At 68.3% G+C, this 23,028-nt stretch carries 20 protein-coding genes; all 20 read right to left on the minus strand.

Annotated elements, in window-relative coordinates; genetic code table 11:
* Positions 1 to 257 precede the first annotated feature (257 nt).
* Positions 258 to 2,633: a methyl-accepting chemotaxis protein gene (locus ACZK08_RS09040; protein ID WP_164153061.1), complete on the minus strand. Its 2,376-nt coding sequence runs from the start codon at positions 2,631 to 2,633 to the stop codon at positions 258 to 260.
* 102 nt (positions 2,634 to 2,735) lie between these two features.
* Entirely contained in the window at positions 2,736 to 3,119 is a 384-nt protein-coding gene (locus tag ACZK08_RS09045) for a hypothetical protein (protein WP_053520421.1), read from the minus strand.
* Positions 3,120 to 3,255: 136 nt separating this feature from the next.
* Positions 3,256 to 3,747, minus strand: coding sequence for a chemotaxis protein CheW (locus ACZK08_RS09050; protein ID WP_053520422.1), 492 nt, complete (start codon positions 3,745 to 3,747; stop codon positions 3,256 to 3,258).
* A 137-nt stretch (positions 3,748 to 3,884) separates the two neighbouring features.
* On the minus strand, positions 3,885 to 4,658 hold the full coding sequence (locus ACZK08_RS09055; RefSeq protein WP_053520423.1) for a flagellar brake protein: 774 nt from the start codon (positions 4,656 to 4,658) through the stop codon (positions 3,885 to 3,887).
* Positions 4,659 to 4,799: 141 nt separating this feature from the next.
* Positions 4,800 to 6,992, minus strand: a complete 2,193-nt coding sequence (locus ACZK08_RS09060; protein ID WP_065183035.1) for a methyl-accepting chemotaxis protein — start codon at positions 6,990 to 6,992, stop codon at positions 4,800 to 4,802.
* 3 nt (positions 6,993 to 6,995) lie between these two features.
* Positions 6,996 to 7,469: a hypothetical protein gene (locus ACZK08_RS09065; RefSeq protein WP_128990761.1), complete on the minus strand. Its 474-nt coding sequence runs from the start codon at positions 7,467 to 7,469 to the stop codon at positions 6,996 to 6,998.
* Positions 7,470 to 7,671: 202 nt separating this feature from the next.
* The gene (locus ACZK08_RS09070; protein ID WP_065183036.1) at positions 7,672 to 9,915 is read right to left on the minus strand and encodes a methyl-accepting chemotaxis protein; all 2,244 of its coding nucleotides are present in this window, start codon (positions 9,913 to 9,915) and stop codon (positions 7,672 to 7,674) included.
* A gap of 345 nt (positions 9,916 to 10,260) precedes the next feature.
* A complete protein-coding gene (locus ACZK08_RS09075; RefSeq protein ID WP_053520424.1) occupies positions 10,261 to 12,270 on the minus strand; it encodes a chemotaxis protein CheA in 2,010 nt (669 codons plus the stop codon).
* A gap of 44 nt (positions 12,271 to 12,314) precedes the next feature.
* Positions 12,315 to 12,680: a response regulator gene (locus ACZK08_RS09080; RefSeq protein ID WP_005409521.1), complete on the minus strand. Its 366-nt coding sequence runs from the start codon at positions 12,678 to 12,680 to the stop codon at positions 12,315 to 12,317.
* Positions 12,677 to 12,985, minus strand: a complete 309-nt coding sequence (locus ACZK08_RS09085) for an STAS domain-containing protein (RefSeq protein WP_053520056.1) — start codon at positions 12,983 to 12,985, stop codon at positions 12,677 to 12,679. Before ACZK08_RS09085 ends, ACZK08_RS09080 begins: the two co-directional genes overlap by 4 nt.
* 117 nt (positions 12,986 to 13,102) lie before the next feature.
* Positions 13,103 to 14,098 (minus strand): chemotaxis protein CheW, encoded by a 996-nt coding sequence (locus ACZK08_RS09090; RefSeq protein WP_065176152.1) that lies wholly within the window; start codon positions 14,096 to 14,098, stop codon positions 13,103 to 13,105.
* Positions 14,095 to 14,877, minus strand: coding sequence for a ParA family protein (locus ACZK08_RS09095; RefSeq protein WP_065176153.1), 783 nt, complete (start codon positions 14,875 to 14,877; stop codon positions 14,095 to 14,097). Before ACZK08_RS09095 ends, ACZK08_RS09090 begins: the two co-directional genes overlap by 4 nt.
* Positions 14,878 to 14,881: 4 nt before the next feature.
* A complete protein-coding gene (gene motD, locus ACZK08_RS09100; RefSeq protein ID WP_065183037.1) occupies positions 14,882 to 15,895 on the minus strand; it encodes a flagellar motor protein MotD in 1,014 nt (337 codons plus the stop codon).
* 1 nt (position 15,896) lies between these two features.
* The gene (locus ACZK08_RS09105; RefSeq protein WP_053520060.1) at positions 15,897 to 16,637 is read right to left on the minus strand and encodes a flagellar motor protein; all 741 of its coding nucleotides are present in this window, start codon (positions 16,635 to 16,637) and stop codon (positions 15,897 to 15,899) included.
* 146 nt (positions 16,638 to 16,783) lie between these two features.
* Positions 16,784 to 18,616, minus strand: coding sequence for a chemotaxis protein CheA (locus ACZK08_RS09110; protein ID WP_065183038.1), 1,833 nt, complete (start codon positions 18,614 to 18,616; stop codon positions 16,784 to 16,786).
* 2 nt (positions 18,617 to 18,618) lie between these two features.
* Positions 18,619 to 19,224, minus strand: coding sequence for a protein phosphatase CheZ (locus ACZK08_RS09115; protein ID WP_053520062.1), 606 nt, complete (start codon positions 19,222 to 19,224; stop codon positions 18,619 to 18,621).
* Positions 19,224 to 19,616, minus strand: a complete 393-nt coding sequence (gene cheY, locus ACZK08_RS09120; RefSeq protein ID WP_053520063.1) for a chemotaxis response regulator CheY — start codon at positions 19,614 to 19,616, stop codon at positions 19,224 to 19,226. Before cheY ends, ACZK08_RS09115 begins: the two co-directional genes overlap by 1 nt.
* A gap of 57 nt (positions 19,617 to 19,673) precedes the next feature.
* Entirely contained in the window at positions 19,674 to 20,417 is a 744-nt protein-coding gene (locus ACZK08_RS09125; protein ID WP_053520064.1) for an RNA polymerase sigma factor FliA, read from the minus strand.
* Positions 20,414 to 21,301: a MinD/ParA family ATP-binding protein gene (locus ACZK08_RS09130; protein ID WP_053520065.1), complete on the minus strand. Its 888-nt coding sequence runs from the start codon at positions 21,299 to 21,301 to the stop codon at positions 20,414 to 20,416. The genes ACZK08_RS09125 and ACZK08_RS09130 overlap by 4 nt, the downstream gene beginning before the upstream one ends.
* A complete protein-coding gene (gene flhF / locus ACZK08_RS09135; RefSeq protein ID WP_065183039.1) occupies positions 21,288 to 22,940 on the minus strand; it encodes a flagellar biosynthesis GTPase FlhF in 1,653 nt (550 codons plus the stop codon). Before flhF ends, ACZK08_RS09130 begins: the two co-directional genes overlap by 14 nt.
* Positions 22,941 to 23,028: the final 88 nt, after the last annotated feature.

Genomic DNA, 23,028 nt, shown 5'->3' on the forward strand with positions numbered 1-23,028 from the left:
GCGCACGGAAACTGTCTGTGGCCGGGAGGGTGGGTTGCGCAGGGGCGTAAGCGCCATGGATGGCGCGCCCGAGCCTACAGGGACGTATTCACGGCGTGCCCTGCGCAACCCACCCTCCCGGCCCAAACGAAGGAAATCCGCAGCTCTCCGCGGCCACCCCGAGGGGCTTCGCCGTTGGCTGGACAATCAGATACCCCGTAAACGAAAACGCCCCGGCGCAGGGCCAGGGCGTTGTCGTGCGTCAGGTCAGGCAGGAATCAGAACTCCTGCCAGTCTCCGTCGGCCAGTTCCGCGGCCATCGGGCGACCGCCGCTGCTGCGGCGGGCCGGCGGTGCAGCCGGCGCCGGGGCGGCGGGTGCAGCGGTGCGCGGGGCGGGGGCGGCGACGCGGGGCGCGACCACGGTTTCGGCTTCATCGAGCACGAAGATGGACACCGCTTCACTCAGATGGCCTGCCTGTTCCTCCATGGCCCGCGCAGCGGCGGTGGCTTCCTCCACCAGCGCGGCATTCTGCTGGGTGGTCTCGTCCATCTGCACCACGGTCTGGTTGACCTGCTCGATGCCGGCGCTCTGTTCCTGCGAGGCCGCGGAAATCTCGGCCATGATGTCGGTTACGCGCTGCACCGAGGCAACGATCTCGCCCATGGTGGCCCCGGCCTTGTGCACCAGCGCAGAACCATCGGCGACCTTGCCCACCGAGTCATCGATCAGGCCCTTGATCTCCTTGGCGGCGGCGGCCGAGCGCTGGGCGAGGGTGCGTACTTCGCTGGCGACCACCGCAAAGCCGCGGCCCTGTTCACCGGCACGGGCGGCCTCGACCGCGGCGTTGAGGGCCAGGATGTTGGTCTGGAAGGCGATGCCGTCGATGACGCTGATGATCTCGGCGATCTTCTTCGAGGAGGCTTCGATGGCGGACATGGTGGTGACCACCTGGCCGACGACTTCGCCGCCCTGGGAGGCGACGCCATGGGCACCGATGGCGAGCTGGTTGGCCTGGCGGGCGTGCTCGGCGTTCTGGCGCACGGTGGAGGTCAGTTCCTCCATCGAGGCGGCGGTTTCTTCCAGGTTGGCGGCCTGCTGTTCGGTACGGCGCGACAGGTCGTTGTTGCCGGAGGCGATCTCGCCGGCGGCAGTACTGATTGCCCGGCTGGACTGCTTGATGCGGGTGACGATCTCGCTCAGCTGCGCGGCAGTGGCATTGGCATCGTCACGCATGCGAGCGAATACGCCCTGGTAGTCGCCATGCATGCGCACGGTGAGGTCACCCTGCGACAGCGCGGCGAGCAGGCCGGAAATCTGTTCGATGCTGCCGGCGTTGGCGTCGAGCAGGCCGTTGATCTGCTGGGCCAGCTGCAGGAAGAAGCCTTCCTTGTCGCTGGTTTCGATCCGGCCGGACAGGTCGCCGGCGGCGGCGCGGGCGATCACCCGGGCCACTTCGGCCTCGACCTGCGCTTCCTGGGTACGGTCACGCCATTCCACCACGCAGCCGACGGTGTCGCCGTCCTCGTTGCGGATGGTCGACACGACCTGGGCGAACTGGGCATCGCCGTACTGCATCGGGCGGCGGGCCACGCCGTGCTGCTTGAGGTTCGCCAGCAGGGACGGGTCCATCTCGCCACGGTGTTCCAGCACCGTGACCGGCTTGCCGATCAGCGAGTCCTGCGCATCGAAGTCAGGCAGGTCGCGGCGCACATCGTCCTGGTACTGGCTCAACGTCTGCTGCAGGGCACGGTTGCTGTAGACGATGGTGTTGTTGGCATCGGTCAGGTAGACGCCGGTCGAACTGTAATCCAGCGCGGTCCGGATGCGCAGGTTCTCGCGGGCTATGGCCTGGTCGGTCTCGATGCGCTCACGCAGATCACGCTGCATGCGCTGCATGGCCTGCATCAGTTCGCCCACTTCATCCTGGCGGCTGACATCGATGTGACCGTCGAGCTTGCCGCCGGCGACATCATTGGCCACCGATACGGCACCACGCACGCTGCCGACGAGGGCGCGGGCGAACAGCCACACCAGCACCAGGCCGAGTGCGGCGCCACCCAGCAGGGCGATCACGGTCAGGACGGACGAAGCGGCATAGGTGGATTCGGCCTGTTCGCGCGAGGCGCGTGCGAGGCGGTTGTCTTCGGCAATCAGGGCTTCCAGCGCCGCGGCGGCCTTGCGGTGCTTGGTGCGGGTCTCGCCGACGAAGGTATCGATGGCGTCGTCCGGCAGGTCCAGTTCCAGCATCTCGGTGACGCTGTCGTAGGAGGCCAGGGCGTCCTTCCAGTCCTTGGCGAAGGTGTCGAACAGCTTCTTCTGCTGGGCGTTGTCCACCAGCTTCGGATAGTCCTTGATGGAACTGTCCATGCTGGTACGCAGCGCGGCAGCCTGCTTGCGCGCGTCGGCCTTGACGTCATCGCTGGCACGGATCAGCTGCTGGTAGGCACTGTTGCGGTACTCGCCGAGCATGCCGCGCATCTCGCCGGCCAGGCGGATGCTTTCCATGCGCGAACCGGCCAACTCGGTGGTGACGTTGTTCAGCGAATGCAGGCCACGATAGGCGACGATGCCCTGCAGCAGCATCACCAGCAGGATGACGCCGAAGGTCACCATCAGCTTCGGCATCAGTTTCAGGTTGTTGATCCAAGGCATGGGCGTTGCGATCTCCTAAGGCAGACGCGCACGGGCATCGGGCCCGGTTGCGGCGGCGGCCACGCCGGCACCAGGACCGGCGTGACTGCGACGGACAGCGGATTACTTGATGTTGGCCAGCTTCAGGCCGGCCGGCGAGCTGACTTCGATCTCGGCGCGCGAGGCATCACGCTGGATCTTGCCGATCACGCACACGGTCTTGCCTTCCAGCGTTTCCAGCGGGAACGAGAACTTGCTGCGGTTTTCACCGGCGATGCGCGCCGAGAAGGTGTGGCGCGGGAAGGCGCCGCCCATGTACAGGAACGTCGGCTGGCCTTCGGAACCTTCGGCGAAGCGGGCCTTCTCGACCTTGCCGCAGACCATGCCGTCCTTGCCCACCGAGCGCGGGGCCAGTTCCGGCGGGATCATGTCCGAGGACTGGGCGAGGGCGGACGACGCGGTGGTGGCCAGGGCGGCAGCCGAAACGAGCGCGAGCAGGGACTTCATCGGGGTGGTTCTCCGGGAGGGTGATGGTTTTTTGCCGGTGGTACGCGTTCCCGCGCGGCCGGCCTCTGTCCCCCTATCGGCACCGCCGCAGGGAACTGAAGGGTTTCGTGACAGCAACGTGAAGCGGTACGCAGACTCAGGCGGCGGCGTCCTCGAGCAGGGCCGGCTGGCCCATGTCCGCGCTGTCCAGCAGGGTCTCGATGTCCAGCAGGATCAGCATGCGGTCGTCCTGGGTGCCGATGCCCGAGATGAACCGGGTATCGACCGCAGCGCCGAATTCAGGGGTCGGGCGGATCTGTTCGGACGACAGCGGGATGACGTCCGAGACGCTGTCCACCACGATGCCGACCACACGGTCATCGACATTGAGCACGATCATCACGGTAAAGGCGTCGTAGCGCGCGTTCTCCAGGCGCAGCTTCAGGCGCAGGTCGATCACCGGCACGATGGTTCCGCGCAGGTTGATTACGCCCTTGATGTAATCCGGTGCGTCCGGCACCCGGGTGACGGCATCGTAGCCGCGGATTTCCTGCACCTTGAGGATATCCACGCCGTAATGCTCGGCGCCGAGCGTGAAGCTGAGGAATTCGCCGCCGGCGCTGGCGGCGGAGCGGGTCTGGTCGTTCATCGAGGGGTCCTGGTTCTGCCGGAAGTCCCGGTGTCAGGCTCGATATCGGCCCCGCGCGGGGGGACTTTAGGCAGGGCCGTGACAGGACCTCCCCGGCTGGTGAGGACCGGATGGCGCCAGGCCACGGCCGGCGCCAGTTACATCTCTCCGTTCCGGCGTGCCTTGCGCTGGCGGTCGATCCGGAAGATGTAGCGCTGGATGGCGCTGTCGCCACCGCGAGGCAGACTGTCGAAGCGCATCCCCACGCGCTTGATTTCGGTTCCGTTGGGCTGGCGCTGCGGCAGCAGGTTGCAGACCACCAGTTCGATATCCAGATCCGGCCCATCCGACAGCGACAGCACCGCCGCGTAGCGCTGCTGCAGGCCGAACACGGCGCAGTCGCTGGGCACCGCGACGGCAAGGCCACCGCCGCTGATGTCCACCACGCGCATCGACAACGCCTCGGGGCGTCCGTCCGCAGCCGGCAGCAGCAGCTGGGGCGAGTCGGTGATGGGGGTCTCCAGCCGGTACAGTTCGCGCCGCTGCAGATGCATCAGTTCCTCTGGCAGCGCAGCGCGGAAGGCGACGTGGCCGTCGTTGTCCACGCGCTGCAGCCCCTGCAGACGGAAGCGCACCAGCACGCGCTCAAGCTGGGCGAAACACAGCACATGATCGGCCTGCTCGGCTGCCCGGTTGGACGCCTCCTGCGGGCTGCCATCGATCAGCAGCACGTCCTCGTCCTCGTCCAGTTCCAACAGCGCGGTCGGGAACGAGCGATCGCGGCCGTCGATATGCGCGTTTATCAGGGAGCGCTGCTCGATCAGCGAGCGCAGCAGCTGCCGCAGCTGGCGCGGATTACGGACCAGGAAGCGTTCATCCGCGGCGTCGGCCGCATGGACATCGTGCACTGCTGTGTCGTTGCCGTCGGACATGGAATCTGTGGTCAGGGGCGGGCGCCTGCGCGCGCCGGCGCGTGGCTCGATGGGGATATCGGCCACCGCGCCGGATTATGAAGTGTGAGTTTCATCACCTTCCATCGGCCGGGCCGGGATCGAAGGAATGGGCCGAAGGCATCATTCCTCGATACCGGCGATCTGCCGCACACGCTGCATCACCGCCGGATTGTCGTCCCCTCCGTGCAGGTGGAAGCGCGCTACCGCGGCCGCCAGCAGCTGTGCCTGTTCGGCCATGCCGTGGGTGGCCGCGGTGGACGCCTCCACCAGCGTGGCGTTCTGGCGGGTGCTGGCGTCCATCTGCGCGATGCTCTGGTTCACCTGCTCGATGCCCATGCTCTGTTCCTGCGAGGCGGAGGAGATCTCGCCCATGATCTGGTTCACCTGCTGCACCGCGGCCACGACCCGCTGCATGGTGCTGCCGGCCTGTTGCACCAGTGCGGCGCCATCGCTGACCTTGCCGACAGAGGCGTCGATCAGGCCCTTGATCTCCTTGGCAGCACCCGCCGAGCGTTGGGCGAGGGTGCGCACTTCGCTGGCGACCACGGCAAAGCCGCGGCCCTGCTCACCGGCACGGGCGGCTTCGACCGCGGCATTGAGGGCCAGGATGTTGGTCTGGAAGGCGATGCCGTCGATGACGCTGATGATCTCGGCGATCTTCTTCGAGGAGGCTTCAATGGCGGACATGGTGGTGACCACCTGGCCGACGACCGTATGCCCTTCGCCGGCGATGTCGGCCGCATCGGTGGCCAGCTGGTTGGCCTGCCGCGCATGTCCCGCGTTCTGGCGCACGGTCGCGGTCAACTCCTCCATGGTGGCGGCGGTTTCCTCCAGGCTGGCCGCCTGCTGTTCGGTACGGCTGGCCAGGTGGCCATTGCCCTGCGCCAGTCCGGCGGCAGCGCCAGTGAGGCGGCTGGAGGCTGCCTGGATGCTGCCGACGATGCGGGTCAGCTCGGCGATGGTGGTGTTGGCATCGTCGCGGATGCGGGCGTAAACGCCGTGGAAGTCGCCCTGCATCTGCACGGTGAGGTCGCCGCGCGAGAGCGAGGACAGCAGCTGCGAGATCTGCTCGATGCTGCGTGCGTTGGCATCCAGCAGGCCGTTGAGGCGTTCCGCCAGCTGCAGGAAGAAGCCTTCCTTGCCGGCGGTTCCTACGCGGCCGCTGAAGTCGCCCTGCGCTGCGGCATCGACGATATGGCCGAGTTCTTCTTCGACCTCGATCTCGGCTGTGCGGTCGGCCCACTCCACCACGAATCCCTGGCGCTGTTCGTCGTCGCCGATGATCGGATTGACGATCAGCTGCAGGGCCCGGCCGCCGACGCGGATCTGCGTGCGGTAGGTGCCGGTGAGGCGGTCGAGCAGGGTGGCCTGGTGGGCCGGATTGCGGTGGAAGATGTCGATGTTGCGGCCCAGCAGGTCGGCGGCGCTGAACTGCGGCAGGTCACGGCGCAGGTCGGCTTCGGCGGCGGCCAGCATTTTCTGCAGTGGACGGTTGACGAAGACGATGTTGCGGTCACGGTCGGCGATCATCACGTTGGTGGTGACATCGTCCAGCGCGCTGCGGATGCGCAGCGATTCGCCACTGGCCGCCAGCTCGCGCTGGCGGCGCTGCAGCAGCCGGGTGCTGGCCTGGACCAGGGCGGCGGCCAGCGAGTCCTGCGGGAACTGGCTGGCATGCAGCGCCTCGGGCAGGGGCTGGTCGTCGGCCAGGCCGCGTGCCAGGTGTGCCAGTTGCTGCGGGTCGTGGCCGAGCAGCAGAAGCTGGCGGCGCATCTGGACGGCCATCACCGACAGCAGGCCGGCCTCGATGGTGACGTACAGAGCGTGCAGGACCAGCACGCCCAGACCACTGCCGGCGGCGAATACCGGGTACGGCAGGCCGCGCGTCTGCAGGGCGAAGAACAGCACGTGATGCACGGCGATCGCCACGGCGGCCACCACGATCGGCAGCCAGTCGCGGTAGTACAGCAGCAGTGCGATCAGCACGATGACCGTGAAGTGGGTCTCCAGCTGTCCGTGCGTCTGGTGGATCAAGGTGGCCGACAGCACCATCCACGCCAGCGCTGTCGTGCAGCGGCTGAGGCGGCTGCCGGGTTGCAGGTGGACCTGCACCGCGCTGACCAGCAGCGCAGGCAGTGCGACCAGCAGCCACGGTGTCCATTGACCATGGCGCACGGCCAGTGCCAGCGAGGCCAGGACCAGCCCTGCACTGACCAGCAGGAACAGGCGGTCGGCACCCGCGGCCAGCGTGCGCAGGTAAGGCGGTGTCGGCTGACCGGTCGGCGCGGCGGTATTACGGGTGGAGGCATGCATGCGCTACTCCTTGTGGCATGGGCAATGATGGGAAAGGATCACGGGCGCCTGTGCATTGCGCAGCAGCCCCGCAACCAGTGGAGCGGCTGCGAGCGGACGGCCGCCGCAGCCCGCGTCGAGAAGGGAGGGCCCGGCATAGACAAGGCGCTGCTGGTACAGCACCAACCATTCGAAGGGCAGCGGCGTGCGGGCCTCCCGCAGGTCGATGCCGTCGGGTGTGCGCGCCGGTGGGGCGCAGCCACACACGATGGACTGCCGCAGCAGCAGGGGATGCTGGTGGCTGGCGGCAAGCACGGCGGGCGACAGCTGCGCCAGCACGTCCGCGGCGCGCCAGCGGCCGGCCGGTGGCTGTGAAGCATCGGCCTGCGCCCAGAGCGCGGCGAGGGTCCATCCCAGCCACGCAGCGAGCAGCAGCACGCCGGCCAGCATTCGCCCACGCTGTACCGGTATCGGGTCGGGGTCGTTGCTGGCTGGCATCGCTGGCTCGCGTAGGACCGTGTCCCGTTAGCGGCGAGCGGCGGCTGAACCTGAAGAAAAATTCAATCAGTTGGCCGGGGCAACGCTGGAACTGTGATGCGTTGCGACGACCGGCGAGGAGTCACGGCGATCAGACCGGGCCGGTCGAGGGCCGGATCCCTGCCAGTGTGCAGGAATCCGACGCGTCCCAGTTCCGATGCGGTCAGAACTCCTGCCAGTCGCCGTCGAGTGCCAGCGCCGGCTGCGCCGCCGCGGCGCGTGCGACGCGCTGGGGGGCCGGCCTGGCCGCTGGAGCTGCCGCTGGCGTTCTGCGCTGCGCCGCCACGACCACCGCCGGTAGCGGTGCTTCGTTCTGTGACTCCAGGCGGAAGCGGGCCACGGCCTCACCCAGCTGCACAGCCTGTTCCTCCATTGCCCGCGCAGCGGCGGTGGCTTCCTCCACCAGCGCGGCGTTCTGCTGGGTGGTCTCGTCCATCTGCACCACGGTCTGGTTGACCTGCTCGATGCCGGCGCTCTGTTCCTGCGAGGCCGCGGAAATCTCGGCCATGATGTCGGTTACGCGCTGCACCGAGGCAACGATCTCGCCCATGGTGGCGCCGGCCTTGTGCACCAGCGCAGAACCATCGGCGACCTTGCCCACCGAGTCATCGATCAGGCCCTTGATCTCCTTGGCGGCAGCGGCCGAACGCTGGGCGAGGGTGCGTACTTCGCTGGCGACCACCGCAAAGCCGCGGCCCTGTTCACCGGCACGGGCGGCCTCGACCGCGGCGTTGAGGGCCAGGATGTTGGTCTGGAAGGCGATGCCGTCGATGACGCTGATGATCTCGGCGATCTTCTTCGAGGAGGCTTCGATGGCGGACATGGTGGTGACCACTTGGCCGACCACTTCGCCGCCCTGGGAGGCGACGCCATGGGCACCGATGGCGAGCTGGTTGGCCTGGCGGGCGTGCTCGGCATTCTGGCGCACGGTGGAGGTCAGCTCCTCCATCGAGGCGGCGGTTTCTTCCAGGTTGGCGGCCTGCTGTTCGGTACGGCGCGACAGGTCGTTGTTGCCCGAGGCGATTTCGCCGGCGGCCAGGGTGATGCTGGAGGCGCTGGCCTGGATCTGGCCAACGATGCGGGTCAGCTGGGTGACGGTGGCATTGGCATCGTCACGCATCCGTGCGAACACGCCGTTGAACTGCCCGTCCATGCGCGCGGTGAGGTCCCCGGCAGCGATCGACTGCAGCAGCTGCGAGAACTGGCCGAGATTGCTGTCGGCGACTTCCATCATGGTGTTCAGGTGATCGATCATCACCTTGAAATCATGCTGGAAGCGCTGTGCGTCGCCGCGCTGGCTGAAGTCGCCCGCGGCGGCTGCGGCCGCGAGCTGCTGGATCTGCGTATTGATCGCCAGCAGGCTGGACTTGGCCGCATCCATCGACTCATGCAGGATGGCGCGGCTGCCGGGCAGGCGGCGCGCGTCCGGTGCGAGATTGCCGACGGCATACTGGTTGAGTACGTCGATCGCATCGCGGATCGCGTCCAGGTGCTCGAAAATGACCGTATTGATGCCGCTGGCGAGCTGGCCGTAGACACCCGGGAAGTCTTCCGGGATGCGATGGCTGATATCCGGTCCGGCATGCATCTGCGCCATCAGCTGTGTCTGCTCGGAGAAACGGCGCAGCATTGCGGTCATTTCCGCGGTGGCGGACAGCATCTGGCCGGCCTCGTCGTTGCTGGTGGCGCGGGTGCTGACGCTCAGGTCACCGCGGGCGACTGCCTGGATGGCCTGCACGGCCTTGCCGAGCGGACCGGTCACGGCCCGCGAGATGACCGTGGCCAGCGCGGCGGCCAGCAACGACAGCAGTACGATGCAGCCGATGATGGCGATCATGCTGGCGCGATGCGTGGCGTTGGCATCGGCGATCCGCGCGTCCATCAGGCCGGCGATGTGGGCACCCAGTGTCTTCAGGGCGTCGAACAGTTCACGCCGTGCCGGGCGCGACTGCTCGTCGGAAATCTGCTGCGCCATGATGCCGTCGCCGGCGGCCACTGCGTCACGCATGGCCTTGTTGGCGGCGAAGTAGCGATCCACCTGCGCCGAGGCGGCGCGATACAGTTCGCGTTCCTTGTCCTGGGCCGGTAAGGCGGCATAGGCCGCCAGTTCATCGCGTACGGCTTTGGCGGTGGCGTCCATGCGCTTGTTGTAGTCGGCCACCTTGTCCGGTTGGTCCAGCATGGTCAGCTGGGCCAGCTCGTAGGTGCGGAATTCACCAAGCTGCGAGCGGGCTTCGCCCAGATGCTGCACCGACGGAATATCGTTGCTGGCCATCGCCCCCAGCTGGTCGTTGGCCTGGCTCAGGCGCAACAGTGCGAACGCACCCAGCAGCAGGGTCATCAGGGTGGTGAGGGTGAACCCCACGGCCAGCTTGCGGGCGATGGGCAGATCGTGGAACCACTTCATGCAGGTGCTCCAGGTGGGCAGAGTGGCGGGCGTGCGTGCCGGCCGGGGAGTGCAGCGTGAATCGGAGCCGATGCGAGTCCGGTCACGACTGTCACTGCGAGATAGCGGCGCACGGCCGGCGGACTTTATGGATGGGCGTCACATCCGGATGCGTAGGGACGGCGGCGCGGACGCGTTGCAGGGGCCGTGTTCCGGCCTGCACGCGGGTGGTTTCCTGCGGCGCCGTGGGCCGACGGAGTTCACGAAATGGAGCGGGAGGCGCACACTCGCCTTGCTACCGGGCTGCACACAAACGAAAGCCGCCGCCCGTGTGGGGCGGCGGCCCTGGATCACCTGCGCTCGGACTCAGGCGGCCTGCGGCACGCGCAGCGAGCGCACCAGCCCACCGATGTCGACGATCAGTGCAACGCGGCCATCGCCGAGGATGGTGGCGCCGGACACGCCGCCGATACGCCGGTAGTTGTTCTCGATGTTCTTGACCACGACCTGCTGCTGACCGACCAGTTCGTCCACTTCCAGTGCGATCTTCTGCCCGTCGCCTTCCACCACCACCACCAGCGATTCGCTGCCGGGCATGCGGGCGCCGTACCCGTAGTACTCGCTGAGGGACAGGATCGGCAGGTACTCGCCACGCACGCGCAGCACGCGCCCTTCGCCGGCCATGCTGCGGATGTCCTCCGGCTGCGGCTGCAGGGCTTCCAGCACATAGGCCAGCGGCAGGATCAACGTCTCGCCCGCCACCGCCACGGTCATGCCGTCGAGGATGGCCAGGGTCAGCGGCAGCCGGATCAGGGTACGCGTTCCAGTGCCCAGGCTGCTTTCGATCTGTACTTCACCGCCCAGCGCCTGGATGTTGCGACGGACGACGTCCATGCCCACGCCGCGCCCGGAGAGATCGGTGACGGCGTCGGCGGTGGAGAAGCCCGGCTGGAAGATCAGGTCCCAGACCTGCGAGTCGGTGGGATTGTCGGGCACGCTCAGGCCGCGTTCGGCCGCCTTGGCGAGGATCCTGGCGCGATCCAGGCCGCGTCCGTCGTCGCTGACTTCGATGACGATGTGGCCTCCCTGGTGCGACGCCGCCAGGGTGATGGTGCCGGTCTCGTCCTTGCCTGCGCCCTTGCGCACGTCCGGCATTTCCAGCCCGTGGTCGATGGAGTTGCGGACCAGGTGGACGAGCGGATCGGCGATCTTCTCGATCAGGCCCTTGTCCAGTTCGGTGCCTTCACCGATGGTGCGCAGGCGGACCTGCTTGCCGAGGCGGGTGGAGAGGTCGCGGACCAGGCGCGGGAAGCGGCGGAACACGGCGTCGACCGGCAGCATGCGCACGCCGATGACGGCTTCCTGCAGGTCGCGGGTGTTGCGTTCGAGCTGATCCAGGCCGGCGAACAGGCTCTCGGCAAGCACCGGATCCAGCGCATGCGAGACCTGCTTGAGCATGGCCTGGGTGATGACCAGTTCACCGACCAGATTGATCAGCGCGTCCACCTTGTCGACACTGACGCGGATCGAGGTTTCCGCATCCTGGCTGGTGCCAGGGGTGCCACTGGCGGCAGGGGCGGCGGCAACGGGGGGTACTGCAGCAACGGGCGTGGAAGGGGCGTTGGCTGTTGTATCGGGGGCGCGGGTGGCCAGGCTCGGCGGCGCGGCCGGACGGATGTCCAGTTCGCAGTCGTCCAGCACCCACGCAAAGGTGTCTTCGATCTTGCTGCGCGGCACCTTGCCGACCAGGCCGAGGTCCCACGCAAGATGGGCTTCGAGAGGGTCAAGCTGGGCGAAGCCGGGCAGGCGTTCGAGCCGCGCAGCGACCTGCAGCGAGCCGAGATGTTCCAGTTCGCGGATGATGCGCAGCGGATCATTGCCGCTCATGAACAGTGAGGGCGCGGGGGTGAAGCCGATCTGCCAGGCTTCGGGCGTATCGTCCACCGGTGCTGCGGCGGCAGCCGCGGCCGGGGCGCTGGCTGCCGGCTGGCCGGACAGCACTGCCTCCAGCCGCGCCTTCACCGCGGCGACGGCCGCCGGATCGGCCGCCTGGCCGTGCTCGGCCTCGCGCAGCAGGGCGCGCAGCACATCCACGGACGACAGCATCGCATCGACCGCGTGGCCTTCCAGCGCGCGCTTGCCGGCGCGCAGCTCGTCCAGCAGCGTTTCCAGTACGTGGGTGAGCGCGGCGATGGCATCGAAGCCGAACGTACCGGCACCGCCCTTGATGGAGTGGGCGGCGCGGAACACCGAGTTGATGATCTCCGCGTCCTGCTGCCCCGACTCCAGGGCCAGCAGGCCGGCCTCCATCGCGTCGAGGCCTTCGCGGCTCTCTTCGAAGAAGGTGGCGTGGAAGCGTTGCAGGTCCATGCTCATGCAGTGGTGATCCGGAAGCGAAGAAGGGGAACGGTGCGGGGCGATCAGCCCAGCACTTTCTGCACGGTGGCGACCAGCTGTTCCGGGTTGAACGGCTTGACCAGCCAGCCGGTGGCGCCGGCGGCCTTGCCTTCGGACTTCTTGTCGGCGGCGGACTCGGTGGTCAGCATCAGCAGCGGCGTGAACTTGTAGTCCGGCAGCTGGCGCAGCTCGCGGATCAGCGCGATGCCGTCCATGTTCGGCATGTTGACGTCGGTGACCACCGCGTTGAAGCGCTGTCCCTTCGCGCGGCCGAGCGCGACCGCGCCGTCTTCAGCTTCTTCGACGGCAAAACCGGCCGAGGTGAGGGCGAAGGACACCATCTGGCGCATCGACGCCGAATCGTCCACCACCAAGATACGTGCGCTCATGCAGCGTTCTCCACAGATTTCAGGTTGTCATGGGGTACGTCCAGGCCCAGGGCCTGGGTGACGCCCAGCAGGCGCGCGGCGTCACGGAAGGTTGCAGTGCAACCGTGGAAGCCGGTGTCCAGGCCCGCCTCGCGGCGTGCCTGCACGAATGCACACAGCACCTGCACGGCGGCGGTGTGGACGCGGCCGACCTGGCTTGCATCCAGGGTCAGCTCGCCAACCTGCGCTACCAGCGGGGCGAGGCGGTTCTTGAGCTCGGTGCTGGTCTCGATGCCGAGATCCTCACCCAGTTCGACAGTGCTCATCGTTGCTCCGGACAAACGGTTCCGTCATCCATATCGGCACCCGCCAGGGGTTCTTTAGGGGGCGGTGAGGCCCTGCGTGCCCGTTCCGACGGGCCCGGGCAACGCGTGGACCCCGCCTCAGTTGAGCAGGCGGGTGGCGTCGAGCAGGATCATCGGCCGTTGGCTGACGCGGGCCACACCACGGAAGAGGTCGTTGGAGATCTGGCAGATGCGGGCGGTATCCGGTGGCTCGATCTGCGAATCAGTGAGATTGGCGACGTCTTCCACGGCCGAGACGCGCAGGCCGATGGTCTCGCCGTCTTCCTCCAGCACCACGATGCGGGTCTGTGCGTCGTCCTCGGCCGCCGCTGCGCCCAGGTGCAGCCCAAGGTCCATCACGGGCACCACCTGGCCGCGCAGGTTCATGATCCCCAGCATCGCCGGCGCAGTGCCGCGCAGCGGCAGCAGGGGTACCGGCAGTACCACTTCCTGCACTTTCAGCAGTTCCAGTGCATAGGCCTGGCTGCCACAGCGCATCCGCAGCCAGCGCGAGGTGCGCTCGTTCGCGCGGCGGTGCTGCGGATGCGGGCTGTTGGCGGGTCGATGGGCCTGCGCCTGCAGTTCCTGCCAGCTGGCAGGGCGGCTGGCGGCGGGTGCTTCGAGGGCGACACGCGGCGGTGCAGCCGCTACCGGCGGCGCAGCGGCGGGTGCCGGGGGCACGATCCGCGCGGGCGCCACCGGATCCACCCCTTCGCCGCTGGCGGCGGCCTCGAAGGCAGCCTGCAGCGCGGGGCTGTCGGTGTGGGCCAGCAACGGGCTTTCCGCGCCGTCGGTCTCGTAGATCACCTCATCGGGCAGATCGTCCCAGGTCGGCTGGCGTTCGGCAGATGCCGGTGCAGAGGACTGGCTGGCGGCCTCGAAGGCGGCCGCCAGAGCGGCGTCATCCACGGGCACCACGTCGCTGCTGCCGGTTTCGTAGATGACCTCTGCCGGCAGGTCGTCCCAGGTCGGCTCGCGTTCGGCGATCGCCGCCGGAAGCGCCGTGTTGCCTGCATCGGGGCTGGCCGCCACCGGGGCGATCGCTTCGCCCAGCAGCTCGTCCAGATAGTCGTCCAGCACACCGGTGGTGTTCATGCGGCTTGCTCCAGCGCGCGCGCATCCTCGCCAAGGATCCAGTTCAGCGCGCGACGGTAGGCCGCGAGCCCGCGGCCGGGATAGTCCTCGCCGACGCTCGGCAGGGTCAGGCCGGCCGCGTTGCTGACCCGCGTGTCGATCGGAATCGCATCCTCCCAGACGCGTGCGCCGTGACGGTCCTGCATGCTGCGCAGTGATTCGTTGCCGGTGCGGGTGCGGCGGTCGAACAGGGTGGGCAGGATCGAGATCGGCAGCGGGCGCCGGCGCGAGCGCTCGACCATCTCACCGGTGCGCACCATGCCGTCCAGCCCGTGCAGTGCCAGCGGCTCGGCCTGCGTCGGAATGATCAGGCGGTCCGCTGCCGCGAGCGCATTGATCATCAGCAGGCCGAGTGTGGGCGCGCAGTCCAGCAGGATGTAGTCGTGCTGGCCCTGGTGCCGTGCCAGCGCGTTCTGCAGCGCCAGGCCAAGGCCCGGCTGGTTGGCGCTGCGGCGCTCCAGCGTGGCCAGTGCCGGCTGTGCACAGACGTAGTCCAGGCCGCTGACGCTGCTGGTGTGGCAAAGGCTGGACAGCTCGGCCGGAGGTGCGCCGAACAGCTCAAGTACGCCGGTCGGTGGCGGGTCCACCGGCACGCCGAAGGCGCGGCTGAGCGAGGCGTGGGGATCAAGATCGATCAGCAGCACGCGATGGCCCTGCGTGGCCAGGTTGCGGCCGAGGGCCAGGGTGGTCGTCGTCTTGCCGACTCCGCCCTTCTGGTTGGCGACTGCCCAGATGCGCATGGGTTTACTCCTTCATTGCCGGGGGAGCGGCGGCGCCGACACGGCTGCCAGCCGGCACCGGTGGCAACTGCACCGGTGCGATGGGGGACGGGGAGGGCACTGTGGCGGGCGTTGCCGCAGGCCCGGCGGACGGGTCGGCCGCGCCGTTGGCGGCGTTCAGGCGCTGGCCCAGCGGGTCGACCGAGTGCGAGGTGTCGGCCAGGATGATGACCATCACCCTGCGGTTGCGGTTGCGACCCTGCGCACTGTCGTTGTCCTCGCGCGGGCGGAACTGGCCGTAGCCGACCATGGCCAGACGCGAAGGCTGCAGGCCCTGGTTGGCGAACAGGTGGACCACGCTGGCGGCCCGCGCGGCCGACAGTTCCCAGTTGGAGGGGAAGGTGGCGGTGGCGATCGGCACATTGTCGGTGTGGCCTTCCACCCGCACGCTGTTGGGTACGTCGCGCAGCACACCGGCCAGGCTGGACAGCGTCCCGCGCGCGTGCACGTCCAGCGCCGCCGAGCCGGTCGGGAACAGGATGTCGCTGTTGATCTCCACTTCGATCCACAACTCGGTGCGGCGCACGCTGATCATGCCGCGCTCGATCAGCGGCGACAGCGCGGCGGTCAACCGGTCGGCGATGCTGCTGAGCTGGCGCTCGGCACGGGCGATCTGCTGCTGGTCGTGCACCGAGACCGGCATGCGCATCTGCGAGGCCATGGCCGGCAGCAGGGTAGGGTCGTGCGAGGGTGCCGGTGCGGACGGGCCGATCTTGGTGCCGGACTTGATCACCGAAGGACTGTCCCAGCCGCCCCCCTGCACCTGCTTGTTGCCGACCTGCACCGGATTGATGGTGCGCGGCGCGCCACCAAAGGCATCGGTGAGCGCATCGGCCATGATCCGGTACTTGCCTTCGTTGATCGAGGAGATCGCATACATCACCACGAAGAAGGCCAGCAGCAGCGTCATCAGATCGGCATAGGGGATCGCCCATGCTTCATGGTTGGCGTGCTCTTCGTGGTGTCTGCGGCGGGCCATGTCAGTGCAGGAAGCCGGACAGGTTGGTTTCGATGTTCCGCGGGTTCTCGCCCTGCGCGATCGAGATCAGGCCTTCGATGACCATCTCGCGGTCGCGGCTGTTGTGGGCGATCACCCCCTTCAGCTTGGCGGCGATCGGCAGGAACAGCAGGTTGGCCGACGCGATGCCGTAGATGGTGGCGGTGAAGGCGGCGGCGATGCCATGCCCCAGCTTGCTGGGGTCGGCCAGGTTCTTCATGACGGCGATCAGGCCCAGCACCGCACCGATGATGCCCAGCGTCGGCGCATAGATGCCCATGCCCTCGAAGACCTTGGCAGCGGCCTGGTCACGGTGTTCCTGGCTGCCCAGCTCGATCTCCAGCATGTGCCGGATCGATTCGGGCTCGACGCCGTCGACCAGCAGCTGCAGGCCTTTGCGCAGGAACGGATCCTGCTGCGCTTCCACCTGCGCTTCCAGGCCCAGCAGGCCCTGGCGGCGGGCGATGTTGCTCCACTCGACGATCTGCTGGATCAGCTCGCGACGATCGCTGTGCGGCGGGCGCACGACCCAGCGCACGATCCGGAAGGCATGCCTGAATACGGCGGGTGCGGTGTGCAGCAGGATCGCGGCGATGGTGCCGACGATGACGATCACGAACGCCGCAGGCGACCACAGGGACGCCAGTCCGGCGCCCTTGAGGATGCTGCCGCCGACCAGCGAGGCCAGGGCGAGAAAGAGTCCGATGAGGCTGAGTCTATCCATGGGTCCGGTATCGGCGTGTGTGAATGGGACTTGAGACACCGGTCGATCGCGTACAGACGGTAGTCACAGTTTCTGGTTCGCCGGGCATGGCCCGGCGCTATCGCGCGAGGCCGTTTCCGGTAGCGCCGGGCCATGCCCGGCGAGCGTCATCGCAGGCCATCCACGTCGAGGATGAGGGCCATCCGGCCATCACCGATCAGCGTCGCACCGGCGTAGCCGCGCAGGCCGCGCAGGGCCTTCGGCAATGGCTTGATGACCACTTCCTCGCGCCCACGGACCTGGTCCACGACCAGGCCGAAGCGCGCCTCGCCGGCCTGCAGCACCACGATGGTGAGCAGCGCCGAGGCGGCGGGCGTCACATCCAGCCACTGGCGCAGATCGACCAGCGGCAGGGTGTGCGAGCGACGATCCAGCACCGCCCGGCCATCGAACCAGCCCAGCGAGGTGCGCGGTGCATGCAGCACTTCCATCACGCGCGCCAGCGGCAGCGCATAGACGTCCTCGCCGGCCTGCACCAGCAGGGTTGGCAGGATCGCCAGGGTCAGCGGCACGCGGATCAGGAAGCGGCTGCCCCGGCCCAGTTCCGACTGGATCTGGATCTGCCCACTGAGCTCGCGGATGCGCGACTGCACCACATCCATGCCGACGCCGCGGCCGGAGATGTCGGTCACCTGCTGCTTGGTGGAGAAGCCGGGCAGGAACACCAGGTGCAGGCATTCCTCGCTGCTCAGCCGGGCCGCCGCCTCCGGGTCGATCAAGCCCTTTTCGCGTGCTTTCGCGCGCAGTTTTTCCGGATCGATGCCGGCGCCATCGTCCTGCACCTCGATGCTGACGTAGTCGCCTTCCTGCTGGGCCGACAGACGCACGTGGCCCATGCGTGGTTTGCCCTGTGCTTCGCGCAGATCGGGCATCTCCACACCGTGGTCGATGGCGTTGCGGACCAGGTGCACCAGCGGGTCGGCCAGGGCCTCGACCAGGTTGCGGTCAAGCTCGGTTTCGGCGCCGACCAGCTCCAGGTCCACTTCCTTCTTCAGCGAGCGGGCGACATCGCGGGCGACCTTGGGGAAGCGCGAGAACACCTTGCCGACCGGTTGCATGCGCGTGCGCATCACTGCCGACTGCAGGCGCGCGGTGGCGATGTCCAGGGTCGACACGGCGCGGTCCAGTTCCTCGTCGCGCAGGCGCGCACGCAGGGTCTTGAGCCGGTTGCGCGACAGCACCAGCTCGCCGATCAGGTTGACGATCGCATCCAGCCGCTTGGTATCCACGCGCACGGTGTGCTCGGCCTCGGCCACCGGCTTGTTGGCCGCGGGCTTGGCAGCGGCGGCCGCGGGGCGCGGTGCGGGCAGTGCAGGCGCAGGCGCCGGCGGAGCAGCCACGGGTTTGGCGCCGGGGGCGGCGCCGCCGTGCAGCTGGTCCAGCAGGGCTTCGAACTCATCCTCGCTGATCAGGCCATCGTCGGCCTTGGCCGGCGTCGCCACCGCGGTGGGGGCGTTGCTGCCGTGCAGCTGATCGAGCAGGGCCTCGAACTCGTCGTCGGTGATCAGGTCACCGGCAGCGGGCGCGGCTGCTGCGGGAGCGGCGGCGGCCGGCGCAGCAGCGCCGTGCACGTCGAACTGGGCGATCAGGTCCGGCGGGGCATAGCCGGGTTCGTTGCCGGAAGACACGGCATCCAGCATCGATTGCAGGTAGTCCAGTGATTGCTGTGCGGCATCGAAGTGATGCGGCTGCAGCACCGCCTGGCCAGCGCGGGCGGCGCCCAGTGCCTCTTCGGCGGCATGGCACAGCTCGACCATGGCGGTGATGCCGAGGAAGCCGGCGCCGCCCTTGAGCGTGTGATAGCCACGGAACACGGCGTTGAGCTGGTCGGCGTCCTGCGGCGCCTGTTCCAGCGACACCAGCTGTTCGCCGAGGCGATCCAGGATTTCCTGTGCCTCGATGATGAAATCGGCGGTGATGTCGTCGGATACCGCGCTCATGCTTACAGTCCCAGGTCCGACAACAGGTCGTCGGCGTCGTTCTGAGAGACCGCGTGGCGGTCCAGTCCCTTCAGTGCCGGTCCGGCCAGCGCCGGATCGGTGCGATGCTGCTCCGGTGGCAGGCCCAGCGCGCCAAAGCCTTCGTGCACGCGGCGGACGATGCCGACCACGCGACGGATGATCTGTCCGGTCAGGTCCTGATAGCTCTGGGTCAGGGCAATCTCGGTCAGGTTGTGGCGGATGCGTTCCAGCTGCGCATCCTGCCCCGGCTGCAGGCCTTCGGCGCGCAGCTGTTCGGTGAGGCTGCGGCACTCTTCGGCCAGGTCCAGGGTGCGGTGCGTGGCCTGTTCGGTCATCGCCACCACATGGTCCAGGCGCGCGCAGGCGTCGTCCAGCTCGCCCGCCTCGCTGGGGACGGTCGGCAGTTCGCCCAGGGCCTGGCCCAGTTCGCGGGCCAGCCGTGACAGGCCGCTCATCATCGGCTGCGTGCGTGCGGCCACCAGGGCGTCGATGCGCTGGCGCCAGGCGCTCTCGTCGCCGGATTCGAGCGCGTCGAGGGCTTCCTGCAGGCGCAGGGCGAGGGCGTTCTTGTCGACCGTGGCGTCCATCAGGCGCTGGCCGCCAGGCGTTCGAAGATCTTGCCCAGTTTCTCTTCCAGCGTCTGCGCGGTGAACGGCTTGATGATGTAGCCGTTCACGCCGCTCTGCGCCGCTTCGATGATCTGCTCGCGCTTGGCCTCGGCGGTGACCATCAGGACCGGCAGGGTCTTGAGCTTGGCATCGGCGCGGATCGCCTTGAGCAGCTCGATGCCGGTCATCACCGGCATGTTCCAGTCGGTGACCACGAAGTCGAACGGCTGGCTCTGCAGCATCGACAGTGCGGCATGCCCGTCCTCGGCTTCGGCGGTGTTGGTGAAGCCCAGATCGCCCAGCAGATTCTTGACGATGCGGCGCATGGTCGAGAAGTCGTCGACGATCAGGATGCGCATGTTCTTGTTCAAAGCGGAGTTCCTTTGTTGTTCAGTCGCCCGCGGTGGCCGTGGCCGCCGCAGGCATGTTCATTCTTCAAGCCCGGCATCCGCGGCCTCGAAGATCTTCAGCCGGCCGCGCAGGCGCAGCACGGCCTGGCCGTGGATCTGGCAGACGCGCGATTCGCTCACGCCGAGCACCGCGCCGATCTCCTTCAGGTTCAGCTCCTGCTCGTAGTACAGCGAGAGCACCAGCTGTTCGCGCTCGGGCAGATGGCCGATGGCCTTGCCCAGTTCGCGGCCGAACTCGCCACGTTCCAGGACCTGCTGCGGTGTCGGTCCGCCCTGGGCGACGGTGTCCAGTTCGCCCTGGTCTTCGATGCGCGATTCCAGGCTCAGCACCTGGCCGCGCGAGGCGTCCTCCATCAGCCGCAGGTATTCGGGCAGTGGCATGTCCATGGCCGCCGCCACCTCGGTGGCACTGGCTGCACGGCCCGTGGTCTGCTCCAGGCGGCGGATGGTGGCGGCCGCATCGCGGGCGCGCCGATGCACCGAGCGCGGTACCCAGTCGCCGCGGCGGATCTCGTCGATCATCGAGCCGCGGATGCGGATCGAGGCATAGGTCTCGAACGAGGCACCCTGGTCGGCGTCGTAGCTGCGCGAGGCTTCGATCAGGCCCATCATGCCGGCCTGGATCAGGTCGTCCACTTCGACGCTGGCCGGCAGGCGTGCGGCCAGGTGATGGGCGATGCGCCGCACCAGGTCCGAGTGCTGGGCGATGACCTCGGTCGCCGCCGAGCGCTGGACTTCCCTGTACTGGGCCGCGCCTTTCATGCTGCCACCCCGCGTTGCTTGAGGATGCGCTCGAGGAAGAATTCAACGCCACCGCGTGGCTCGGTGGGGGCCTGCCAGCGGGCGGTGCGACGGGCGATCTCGGTGATCGCCAGCGCCGCCGGGCTGGATGGATAGGCCTTCACCACCGGCTGCTGGCGCTGCACCGACAGGCGCAGCCAGTCATCCTGCGGCACGCAGCCCAGGTAGTTCAGCGAGACATCGGCAAGGAACTTCTCGCAGACCCGGGTCAGCTTTTCATACAGTACGCGGCCCTCGTTGGGGTCGCGCACCATGTTGGCCACCACCTGGATGCGGTCCACGCCGCGCTCGCGCGACAGCACCTTGATCAGTGCGTAGGCGTCGGTGATCGAGGCCGGCTCGTCGCAGACCACGACAACGGTGTCCTGTGCGGCCTGGCAGAAGGTCAGTACGCCGTCGGTGATGCCGGCGGCGGTGTCCACCACCATGATGTCCAGCTCGCGTTCCAGTTCGGAGAACACGTTCACCAGGCCGATGTGCTCGGCCGGGGCCAGCTCGGCCATGTGCCGCCGACCGGACGCGGCCGGCACCACCAGCACGCCGTTCGGACCTTCGACGATCACGTCTTCCAGCGAGCAGCGGCCGGCGACCAGATCCGCCAGGGTGTGGGTGGGATTCAGGCCCAGGATCACGTCGATGTTGGCCAGGCCCAGGTCGGCGTCGAGCAGCAGCGTGCGCTTGCCCATGCCGGCCAGCGCCACGGCCAGGTTGGCCGAGACGTTGGTCTTGCCGACGCCGCCCTTGCCACCGGTCACGGCGATGGTGCGCACAGGGCCGAGCGGCTCGCTGCGGGTGGCCGACAGCGGGAAGGTCTTGGTCAGCTTGGCGTACTCACGCGACGGCATGGTTCAACTCCGGGTTGCAGGGCATATCGGCCGCTCGGCGCAAATCTTCAAGGCGAAGTACGAGATTGGCCGCGCTGGCCCGGTGCAGGTCGTCCGGAACGTCCTGGCCATCGGTCACCCAGGTGATCGGCAGCGCGTGGTCCACCGCGACCGACAGGGCGTTGCCGAAGCGGCCGGTCTCATCCAGCTTGCTCAGCACCAGGCCCTGCAGGTTGGCCGCGCCGAAGCGGCGCACCACCTCGTCCATGTCGCCGAAGCTGGTATTGGCCGGCAACACCAGCAGGGTGCGGACCTGGCGGGCGGCACGCAGCCACTGCAGCTGGGCGGCCAGGGCGCGGTCGCGCGGGCCCAGGCCGGCGGTATCGATCAGCACCAGCTTGTAGTCCTTCAGGCGCTCCAGCAGCTGGTCCAGGTCGGTACCGCTGTTGGCTTCATGCACCGCGATGCCGAGCTGGCGGCCATAGCCGTACAGCTGCTCGCGGGCACCGATGCGCAGCGTGTCGGTGGTGACCAGGGCCACATCGCGCGGCGCGTGCTTCTCGGCGAAGCGCGAGGCGAGCTTGGCGATGGTGGTGGTCTTGCCGGCCCCGGTTGGACCGACCAGAGCGATCACGCCGCCTTCTTCCAGCGGATCGACCGGCGCGATCGGCAGCCTGCGCGAGATCAGGCCCAGCATCAGCCCGCGGCCCCGGTGGGCTTCGGTTTCCAGCGGTATCTGCATGGCCACATCGCGGGCCAGCCCGGCATCGAATCCGTACTCGTCCATCAGGTCCAGGGCGGTCGCCCGCACCGGGCAGCCGCGCAGGCGCTCGTCGGTGAAGCGGTTCATCTCGCGCTCGATGACCTGGCGCATGCCGGCCACTTCGTGGCGCAGCTGGCGGATCTCGGCATCGTCCTGTGCAACCACCGTCAGTACCGGCGCCGGGGCAAGGAGCGGCGCCGGGGCCGGCGCGGTCTCCGCTTCAGCGGCAGCGGCAGGGGCTGGCGTGGTCTCGGCAACGTCCTGCGCGTACGGCGGCTCGGGGTGCACGGACTCGGCCTGCGCAGTGGCCGCAGCGGTGATCGGCAGCGGCGGCGGCAGCACTGCCGGCGCGGGGGATTCGTGATGCTCGTCCTGCGGCGGGTCGATCAGGAAACGGGCGCGGTTGGCGGGCGCCGGTGCGGGAGCCACGACGGCGCTCGCGAACGGCGCGAAGATCTGCTCCGGCAGTGCCGGATCGTTGACGGTGGCACGCGCCAGGGTGGCAGCGAAGCCGGAACTGCCGCGGGTGGGCACGATCTCGTCCGCACTGTCCAGGGTGCGGCCGGTGGCACCGACGGCCGCGCGGGCGAGGGCGGCCACGGCCGATGTGGTGGCCGTCACCGGCTGCTGGGCTGGTGTCGCGGAGCGGCGACGGGTGACCGCGGCGATCACTGCATCCGCGGCGGTGCGCGGTTTCGGCGGCGGCGGAGCCACGTCGCGCCGCGAGGCTTCCAGCGCGCGTTGCACCGCGCTCTCGTCATAGTTGGCTGCGGCGACGATCTCGACGCCTTCCTCGATCCGGCGGTTGGACAGGATCACAGCATCGGGACCATGTTCCTTGCGCACCAGGTTCATGGCCGAGCGCATGTCGGCGGCGACGAATCGTTTGATTTTCATGCTGTGGTCACGGGACGGGGACGGCGGGGTGGGGGTGGGAGAACGCGGGTGGTCGGTGGTCTGCACGGAACGAGTTCCCCTTGGCATC

This window comes from Stenotrophomonas sp. 112478_Sma, from assembly GCF_056479905.1.

Bases quoted from the DNA above. Each gene is read 5' to 3' on its own strand.
- ACZK08_RS09110 (WP_065183038.1), bottom strand. From the start codon at position 18,616: ATGAGCGCGGTATCCGACGACATCACCGCCGATTTCATCATCGAGGCA.
- ACZK08_RS09125 (WP_053520064.1), bottom strand. From the start codon at position 20,417: ATGAAAGGCGCGGCCCAGTACAGGGAAGTCCAGCGCTCGGCGGCGACC.
- ACZK08_RS09040 (WP_164153061.1), bottom strand. From the start codon at position 2,633: ATGCCTTGGATCAACAACCTGAAACTGATGCCGAAGCTGATGGTGACC.
- ACZK08_RS09070 (WP_065183036.1), bottom strand. From the start codon at position 9,915: ATGAAGTGGTTCCACGATCTGCCCATCGCCCGCAAGCTGGCCGTGGGG.
- ACZK08_RS09085 (WP_053520056.1), bottom strand. From the start codon at position 12,985: ATGAGCACTGTCGAACTGGGTGAGGATCTCGGCATCGAGACCAGCACC.
- ACZK08_RS09105 (WP_053520060.1), bottom strand. From the start codon at position 16,637: ATGGATAGACTCAGCCTCATCGGACTCTTTCTCGCCCTGGCCTCGCTG.
- ACZK08_RS09115 (WP_053520062.1), bottom strand. From the start codon at position 19,224: ATGGACGCCACGGTCGACAAGAACGCCCTCGCCCTGCGCCTGCAGGAA.
- ACZK08_RS09130 (WP_053520065.1), bottom strand. From the start codon at position 21,301: ATGCCGTCGCGTGAGTACGCCAAGCTGACCAAGACCTTCCCGCTGTCG.
- ACZK08_RS09090 (WP_065176152.1), bottom strand. From the start codon at position 14,098: ATGAACACCACCGGTGTGCTGGACGACTATCTGGACGAGCTGCTGGGC.
- ACZK08_RS09050 (WP_053520422.1), bottom strand. From the start codon at position 3,747: ATGAACGACCAGACCCGCTCCGCCGCCAGCGCCGGCGGCGAATTCCTC.
- ACZK08_RS09080 (WP_005409521.1), bottom strand. From the start codon at position 12,680: ATGAGCGCACGTATCTTGGTGGTGGACGATTCGGCGTCGATGCGCCAG.
- motD (WP_065183037.1), bottom strand. From the start codon at position 15,895: ATGGCCCGCCGCAGACACCACGAAGAGCACGCCAACCATGAAGCATGG.
- flhF (WP_065183039.1), bottom strand. From the start codon at position 22,940: ATGAAAATCAAACGATTCGTCGCCGCCGACATGCGCTCGGCCATGAAC.
- ACZK08_RS09060 (WP_065183035.1), bottom strand. From the start codon at position 6,992: ATGCATGCCTCCACCCGTAATACCGCCGCGCCGACCGGTCAGCCGACA.
- ACZK08_RS09095 (WP_065176153.1), bottom strand. From the start codon at position 14,877: ATGCGCATCTGGGCAGTCGCCAACCAGAAGGGCGGAGTCGGCAAGACG.
- ACZK08_RS09075 (WP_053520424.1), bottom strand. From the start codon at position 12,270: ATGAGCATGGACCTGCAACGCTTCCACGCCACCTTCTTCGAAGAGAGC.
- ACZK08_RS09065 (WP_128990761.1), bottom strand. From the start codon at position 7,469: ATGCCAGCCAGCAACGACCCCGACCCGATACCGGTACAGCGTGGGCGA.
- ACZK08_RS09055 (WP_053520423.1), bottom strand. From the start codon at position 4,658: ATGTCCGACGGCAACGACACAGCAGTGCACGATGTCCATGCGGCCGAC.
- ACZK08_RS09045 (WP_053520421.1), bottom strand. From the start codon at position 3,119: ATGAAGTCCCTGCTCGCGCTCGTTTCGGCTGCCGCCCTGGCCACCACC.